Here is a 7,761-nt window from a genome sequence, read left to right on the forward strand (position 1 = left end):
AGATTTCCACCGTTCTTAATGCAGGAATATGCCTGTTAATGTTCTATGATCCGGAAAAAGATGCTTTAGTGGCTCAGGAGCCAGCGGTGGGTTTAACGAAGAATAAAATTGATGCCTTGGTAATTCCCATGAAAGCGGGGGGATCTTTAGTTTCCGTTTTCCAAGAAGATAAGCCCTTCATCTCGAACAGCGTCTTGAAGGATCCTTCGACAAAGAAATTCTTCCATGGGTATGACATAAAAAACCTCGTCATTATGCCCCTCAAGGGTAGAGCGAAAATGATGGGAGTCATGTGCGTCGCAAACAAAAAAGGTGGATTTACGCAAAGGGATTTAGAGCTACTAACCACATCGGCGAGGCAGACTGCAATCTATGCCGAAAGAACTCAATTCTATGAAGCAACGAAGCGCAATGCCAAGCAATCGATGCTGCTTCACAGGCTGAGCAAGGATTTGTCCTCCACCTTGGATTTAAAAGTCCTGCAAAAATTAATTGTTGAAAATGTGGTTCATCTTTTAGATGCCCACAAGTGCTCCTTGATGCTTGTAGATGAGGAAAGTGGACAGCTCACCGTCTGCGCCACCCACGGTCTGGACGACGAAATTACACGGAATACTTATACGGAGGCTCAAGAGAGAGTTGCAAGATGGGTAGCCGAAACGGGTAGAACACTACTCCTTGCGAATTCCAATGATCCAAGATTTCAAGATGTCAAATACAAAGGAGGGGTATGCTCGGTACTCTCCGTACCTCTTAAAGTGAAAGATAAGGTCATCGGCGTTCTTAATGCAGGTTCCCTCTGTCCTCACCAATTCACTAAGGAGGATTTGAGGATACTCTCCACATTAGCCAGCGAAGTAGCCATTGCCATTCACAATGCGCAACTATTCGCTGAAATCGAGGAGCTATATCTAGATACGATGAAGGCTATGGTCAGGGCCATTGAAGCCAAGGATCCATATACCAGAGGGCACTCAGAGCGGGTGACGGATTACGCATTGGCAATTGCCGAAGAACTTGATCTTTCGGAAAAAGAAAAAGAATTATTATACACCGCCGGTCTGCTCCACGATATCGGTAAGATAGGCATCGGAGAGGAAATTCTATTAAAGCCCGGCAAGCTCACCAAAGAGGAATACGATGTAGTAAAGAGACATCCCCTGATCGGAACACAAATCCTTGGAACCATCAAAGCTTTACGCGAAGCTATTCCTTTGATCCTCCATCACCACGAACATTACGATGGAAGTGGTTATGTATCCGGACTCAAAGGAGAGGATATCCCCCTCAGCTCCCGGATACTCGCCGTAGCCGATGCCTTTGAGGCCATGACCTCCCATCGTCCCTACAGAAAAGCCCTCGGCTTTCAAGAGGCAATTGAAGAATTGAAGAAGAACGCCGGAACCCAATTCGACCCCATTATAGTAGAAGCATTCATGAGGGTAGTTGGGGTTTCGGATATATCAAGAGATTAATAATCTCCAAGTTCATGTAGGAGATTATTCAAACAGTGGCGGGAGTGTGTGGGAATCGAACCCACCCGGGACGGTTTTTCCACCCCACCGTGGTTTTGAAGACCAGGCGGCCCACCAGGACCGATCCACCCCCACCCTAGTTAGTAGTAAGGAGTTGGGAGTCGATGGCACCCACTAACAAACTCCCAACTTATTGGAGGACTCGATAATTTCCAACTCTCCTTGTAATCTTTAGTGTATCAAAATATTCCAGAAGTGGTAAGGCATATTTACGTGTGGTCCCCAATAGCGTCTTGAACTCAGCGGGAGTTATCTTCTCCTTCTCCCTTAAAAAGACGGTGATTCTCTCCTTAGCCTCCTCGAGGGCTTCCCTTGAAAAGTACATATCGTATCTCACCTTTACGACCTTGCCTTCGGAGGACAGTCTCTCCAATAAAGCTTTTAATTCCTCCATCCCGATACCGGTGCTTTCGCTCAATTCCTTCAAGCTTTTTGGGGCGAACTTCTGCTTCGATAGTAAATGATTCACCCTATTGTATAACTCCTTCTGTTCCGCCGTAAGTTCAAAACCTTTTTCGGGACGTCTTAGAATATCCCCCTCTTGAACTATGGATCCGCTGGAGATAAGCTTGTTAAAGAGTACGTTCACCATCTTTAAAGGAAAGTGTGCGAGAATCTGGGCTCTTACCATCTCCTTCTTTACCCCGAAACTAAAGGGATTTTCCCGGAGATACTCCTCCAAATAATTTAATATCCTTTCCTTTAACCTTTGATACTCGGAAGAAGGAATATAGAGCTTTTCTCCCTCGCTGGGAAGAATCTCAATTTCACCTTTTTGAACCAATGAGCTCAGGCACGGTTCCACCTCACTCCCAAGGAGCTCAAAGCGATTTGCTATCTCACTCGGAGAAAGGGGGATTTTTGCCTCCCTCAAAGCTAGTCTCACGAGTTCCATGGATTTACCCTCTTCGAGAACCTTCATCTGCTCCAAAACTTCGGTGTGAAAACGTTTATGCTTTTGCGGGTGGCTATCTAAAATCTGTCCCCCTCCGATTGTATGGATTGGAGAACAGCTACGGATGATGAATCTATCACCTCTTTTTGGAACCATGGGTCCTTCAAGACGCAATTGGGCGTAGCCAACTTCCCCGGGAAGAAGCTCATCCTTACTCAATAACATAATCCTCCCCATGACCTCCTGCGTCCCGTGATGAACCCTAACCCGAGTCCCGTTTTTAAGGGGTTTTGACCCGAGCAACAGATAAAGCTTGGCGTCAAATCTGCGTGAGAGAGAAAGATAACCCGGGGGAAGGATGACATCCCCACGCTTAAGTTCACCCACTTCCACGCCCACGAGATTCAGGGCTACACGCTGCCCAGCATAGGCTTTTTTCACGTTGTGACCGTGAACCTGGATGCTTCTCACCCGAGAGGATAAGCCCTTAGGGAGAATTACAACCTGCTCATCGAGGGAGATTTCGCCGGACCATAAAGTTCCCGTGACCACGGTACCGACACCCTTTAGGGTGAAGGCTCTATCTATGGGAAGTCGATAGGGAGAGTCTGTGTCCTTTGGGGTAACTTTACTTGAAATCTTATCCATTTCATGTAGCAATTTTTCTAAACCAAATCCAGTTACAGGGGATACACGAATGATGGGGGCGTCTTCAAACGTGGTCCCTTTAAGCAGGGATTTGATATCCTCCTCCACAATTTCCAGCCATTCTTCTTCCACCAAATCCGCTTTCGTCAAGGCCACTATGGCTTTCTTCACGCCCAAAAGATTGGCGATTGCCAGGTGTTCCTCGGTTTGAGGCATTACCCCATCATCTGCGGCTATCACCAGGAGTACTAAATCCATACCCGTGGCACCGGCGAGCATATTCTTCACAAAACGCTCATGACCTGGGACGTCAACGACCCCCGCCACTTGACCGCTGGGTAACTTAAATTCGGCAAAACCCAGGTCTATGGAGATCCCCCGTTTTTTCTCCTCCTTTAGCCGGTCGGTATCCACACCGGTGAGGGCTTTAACCAATGTCGTTTTTCCGTGATCTATATGTCCTGCGGTTCCAATTATTATGTGCTTCAAGAGCTCACCCTTTATCGATAGAAGCAAAGGCATCCACTATTTCCCCGATTTCCTGGGGTCGAATGGTGCGCATATCGAGAAGGACTTTATCTTCCTTTACACGAGCTACGATGGGAGGTTCCGATCGCCGAAGTTTATCCTCTAAATCAGCTGTGGGAAATTTCTTAGAGGTTATTGCCACCACCCATGTGGGAAGTTCCTCCAGGGGAAGCGCTCCTCCACCGACCTTGGATATCTCCTCCTGGATTTCGATATTGAAGGCTGTGCCAACCCTTTGCCCCAATTTTTCGGCCAATTTCCGAGCCCTTCGCTCAAGTTCAGAAGGCGAAGCGAGGATCATTGCCAAGGTTGGAACTCTTTCCGCCGCTCCCGCTGGATCGAGATAAATCCTCAAAGTGGACTCCAAACCAGCTAGGGTGAGTTTATCCACCCTGAGAGCCCTAGTCAGTGGATTCTTCTTCATCTTGGAGATGAACTCTTTCTTCCCCAGGATTATTCCGGCTTGGGGTGCCCCAAGGAGCTTGTCACCGCTGAAAGTTACCACATCCGCTCCCGCCTTGATGCACTCTTGAACCGTGGGCTCATGGGAGAGTCCATATTGTGAGAGTTCCACAAAAACTCCGCTTCCCAGATCCTCCATCACCGGGATATTATGGTTTTTGCCCAAGATTACCAATTCTTCGAGGCTAACTTCGGCGACGAATCCAACCACCCTGAAATTGCTGGTGTGTACCTTGAGCAGGAGAGCGGTTTCTGGAGTTATGGCTCTTTCATAATCATGGATGTAAGTCTTATTTGTTGTTCCCACTTCAATCAAGGTGGCTCCACTTTGACGCATAACATCGGGTATCCTGAAGGCCCCGCCTATTTCAACCAACTCTCCTCGGGAGACGATAACCTCTTTGCCACAGGCCAAGGTATTTAGGGCTAAAAGTACGGCACCAGCATTATTGTTGACTACCATACCCGCCTCCGCTCGGGTGAGCGTACATAAAATGTCCTCTACATGCTCATAGCGGGAGCCTCGCTCGCCCTTTTTCAGATCGAACTCCAGATTGGAGTAGTTCTTCGCCACGCTGGTGAGAGCATCCACGGCTTCGGGAGCAAGAATGGACCTACCGAGATTTGTATGGATAACCACTCCCGTAGCGTTGATCACCTTCCTCAAATGAGGATGCATGACCTCTTTCACCAATTTGGTGATTAAAGGAACCAAATCCCCCGGCTTAAGCTGCAAATTCTCGAGCTCCACGGGATCCTTACTTGAGAGTATTGTCTGCCTAAGCTCCTGTAATACCGTGCGGATAGCTTCTACGACTACTGAGCGGGGATAGTTTTTCATCAGATCTTGAATTGGCGACAATTGTAGCACTTCATCGACGGCCGAGAGGCGGCGAAGGTACTCCTCCCTTTTCAAGATATTTCTCCTCCTTTTTCAAAAGCAAATACTGAATTCTCCAAGCAAGGAGAGATTCCTCTAGATAATTATACACCTTAAAACTCAGATCCTGACATTTATTATCCAAAGAGGAAATAAAAGGAAAAAGGAGAAAAAGAGAGTAAACGATGGGAGGCAATGCGGTGAAGATAAAAGGATTCTCTGGGGTAGAGAAGAAAGTTGCTACGTTAATCGCAGTTTCAGTCTTCTGTCTCATCCTCTCCGGTTGCATTATTACGTTTACCTTCGAAACGAAGATTAATCCAGATGGTTCGGGAAGGCGAATTCAGGATATCGCCTTAGAGAGTAGTTTCGCACGTATGCTGGAGTCCGCGGCAAAAAAGTCTGGAAAACCGAGTTTAAAAGAGGAATTAAAGAAAAATCTACCGAAGGAGGGGAAATTAAGAATTTACACAAAAAGGGGTAAGGTTCACTATGAGATCAATTTCGATTTTAAAAACATCGATGAACTGAACAGGATAAATAAAAAGCTCAGCGCGGTCAGGGACATTTCAACCAACGTGAAATTGACCAAAAAAGATTCAATATTCCTGGTCCTCTACGATTTCAAAGAAAAAATTCCACCCTTAGAGGCAACTGAGCTTGAACGATTGGAAATGCTCGAAGCATGCTCAGTCGTGTATAAGTTGACCATGCCCGGGAAAATTATTAAAGCAAATACGAATGAAATTGAAGGCGAGACTGCCATGTGGGATGTAAATCCCTTCAAGGGAAAAGAAATACGAGCAAAATCAAGATATATCCGATGGAGGGCAATTTCATTCCTTCTTTTCCTTTTGGTTTTAATTTCAGCGGGGGGTATCCTTTTAAGGAAAAGGGGTTAAACAGCCAATAATTCCTTAAACCTTAAAGCATCGTCGAACATGGCGATATTGTTGAACATACAATAGGTCACCTTGTGCCCACTGCACTTTTCCTTTAGCCACAGAAGCTCTTCTTTAGAATACTTATGTCTGTAACCGGGGCCTCCGTGGAGTCGAAAGTAATTTATTTCTCCATGGAGGGGCTCTCCTTCAAAGGGATCCACACAGTGGATCAAATTCAATTCGCGGCAAAGGACGATGATATCCTGGTCATCCCATTTCCCGCGGGGTTCCCAAACCATCAGGAAATCATGGCGGTCGATGGTTTTGAAGAAATCCTTTAGATTTTCGATATTTTCGGTCGTGGGCTTGAAGCTCGCTGGACTCTGGAAGATGATGATTCTTGCACCGAAGGTCCTTCCTATCTCCCTTGTCCTTCTCCAAGCTTCAAAAACTTCCCCCGTAGGTCTAAAAAAACCATATTTTTCCCTGCATTCTTCGGATACTTGTAGGCCAGCTTTTTTATAGGTGGGGCTCTTCGGAGAATGCGTTATTAACTGCCAAGCTTTCATGGTGAATTCAAAACCATTTGGAGCTTCATCCCGCCATTTTAAAACGGTCTCAATTTTCGGTAAATTATAGAAGGTCCTTTGGATTTCTATCACATCAAAGTGCTCGAAATACCTTTGTTTTTTAACGGGAAAACCGCAGCAGCCGATCTTTATCATGGCACTTAACTCCACACGTGGATTTCTAAAATTTTTGGATTTTGATCTGTAATTTTGATTTTTGATCTTTACATTTTAAATTTTCTTATGGTTGAAATAGGAAACGTTTAGGAAATCCCACTATCAAGGATATCAACACTCACCCTCTTTTACTAGAGTAAGTACAGTTTCGGGATAAATTTAAAAAAATGTGAGAACTTTTCCGAAACTCTGCCTTAAAGTGATAGAATACTTCTGGAGGGAGGTGAACTAAATGGTCAATGCTTATGTCCTCATAAATGCCGAAGCCGGTAAGGCTGGAAATGTGGTTAGAGAAGTATCGAGAATTGCAGGTGTAAAATCCACTCATGCCGTCACCGGTCCTTATGATGCCATTGCCTTCGTTGAAGTAGCGGATTTCAACGCTTTAGGGGAATTGGTTGTAGCAAGAATTCAAAAAGTGGAGGGAGTTAACCGTACTCTCTCGTGCATCGTCGTAGAACTAAGCTAAAATTCCTCCTTGTGAACGATTTCAGAGAGGCTTTTTCTGGAGGGGGATTTGGGGATAATATCTGGGTATCCCAAAACAAGGATTCCCAAACTTAAATAGTTTTTTGGGATACCCAAAAGTTTTCCCAGCCTCATTCTGTGATTCACGTGATCGCATGGAGAGCCATACCAATGGCTGCCGATGCCCAAAGCCGTTGCTGCAAGCATCATATTCTGCACCGCACAAGCCACACTAGCGAGGCTGGTCCAGGGCTTACATAATCCGCGTTTACTTTTATCCATCAACACCGCTATATGCACAGGGGCTTGGAGAAAAGCTCCTTTGATCATTCTCTTCGCCAACTCTCTCCCAACCTTTGTCGAGCTAAGATGCTTCACTATATCCACAATTCCAGAGGATTCCAAAAGAAGGGAAACGATTTTGGGGATTCCCATCCCTTCGACCATGCGCTTGAAATCCTCAGGACTACAGATTTTCTTCGACCTCTCCACAGCCTTTTTGTCTAAAAGAGCGTATTCACAGGCCTCGGCGGCTATACATGCAATTTCCTCTCTGATCTTTCTACTCCTAATCACAATGAACTCCCAAGGTTGTGCATTAGACTCGGAAGGAGCCCACCTTGCGGCGTCCAAAATTTGCTTCAAAATTTGCTCTGAAATGGGCTTTTTCTTGAACCTTCTTATGCTTCTCCTCGATTTGATGGCCTCGAAGACG

The 7,761-nt window shown here is 45.8% G+C and carries 7 protein-coding genes and 1 tRNA gene; 3 read left to right on the forward strand and 5 right to left on the reverse strand.

The window, feature by feature from the left end; translation table 11 throughout:
* A partial coding sequence (locus AB1466_00270) for an HD domain-containing phosphohydrolase (protein ID MEW6188540.1) occupies positions 1 to 1,475 on the forward strand: 1,475 nt, incomplete at its 5' end.
* A 36-nt stretch (positions 1,476 to 1,511) separates the two neighbouring features.
* Here AB1466_00270 and AB1466_00275 read toward each other — a convergent pair.
* The 3 genes from AB1466_00275 to selA form a co-directional block, all read right to left on the reverse strand.
* Positions 1,512 to 1,608 (reverse strand) — tRNA-Sec (locus AB1466_00275).
* Between the two features lie 57 nt (positions 1,609 to 1,665).
* Positions 1,666 to 3,600 (reverse strand): selenocysteine-specific translation elongation factor, encoded by a 1,935-nt coding sequence (gene selB / locus AB1466_00280; GenBank protein MEW6188541.1) that lies wholly within the window; start codon positions 3,598 to 3,600, stop codon positions 1,666 to 1,668.
* Complete coding sequence (gene selA / locus AB1466_00285; GenBank protein MEW6188542.1) at positions 3,572 to 4,984, reverse strand: L-seryl-tRNA(Sec) selenium transferase; 1,413 nt, start codon at positions 4,982 to 4,984, stop codon at positions 3,572 to 3,574. The genes selB and selA overlap by 29 nt, the downstream gene beginning before the upstream one ends.
* 164 nt (positions 4,985 to 5,148) lie before the next feature.
* Here selA and AB1466_00290 point away from each other — a divergent pair, with 164 nt between their 5' ends.
* Positions 5,149 to 5,850, forward strand: coding sequence for a hypothetical protein (locus AB1466_00290; protein MEW6188543.1), 702 nt, complete (start codon positions 5,149 to 5,151; stop codon positions 5,848 to 5,850).
* Here AB1466_00290 and AB1466_00295 read toward each other — a convergent pair.
* Positions 5,847 to 6,557, reverse strand: a complete 711-nt coding sequence (locus AB1466_00295) for a DUF72 domain-containing protein (GenBank protein MEW6188544.1) — start codon at positions 6,555 to 6,557, stop codon at positions 5,847 to 5,849. The genes AB1466_00290 and AB1466_00295 overlap by 4 nt on opposite strands.
* 253 nt (positions 6,558 to 6,810) lie before the next feature.
* Here AB1466_00295 and AB1466_00300 point away from each other — a divergent pair, with 253 nt between their 5' ends.
* Positions 6,811 to 7,047, forward strand: coding sequence for an Lrp/AsnC ligand binding domain-containing protein (locus AB1466_00300; GenBank protein ID MEW6188545.1), 237 nt, complete (start codon positions 6,811 to 6,813; stop codon positions 7,045 to 7,047).
* Here AB1466_00300 and AB1466_00305 read toward each other — a convergent pair.
* Positions 7,044 to 7,748 carry a nitroreductase family protein gene (locus AB1466_00305; protein ID MEW6188546.1) on the reverse strand — a complete coding sequence of 235 codons (705 nt, stop codon included), beginning with the start codon at positions 7,746 to 7,748 and terminating at the stop codon, positions 7,044 to 7,046. The two genes, AB1466_00300 and AB1466_00305, sit on opposite strands and share 4 nt — an antisense overlap.
* Positions 7,749 to 7,761: the final 13 nt, after the last annotated feature.

This window comes from Actinomycetota bacterium, from assembly GCA_040755895.1.
GTDB lineage: Bacteria > Actinomycetota > Aquicultoria > Subteraquimicrobiales > Subteraquimicrobiaceae > Subteraquimicrobium.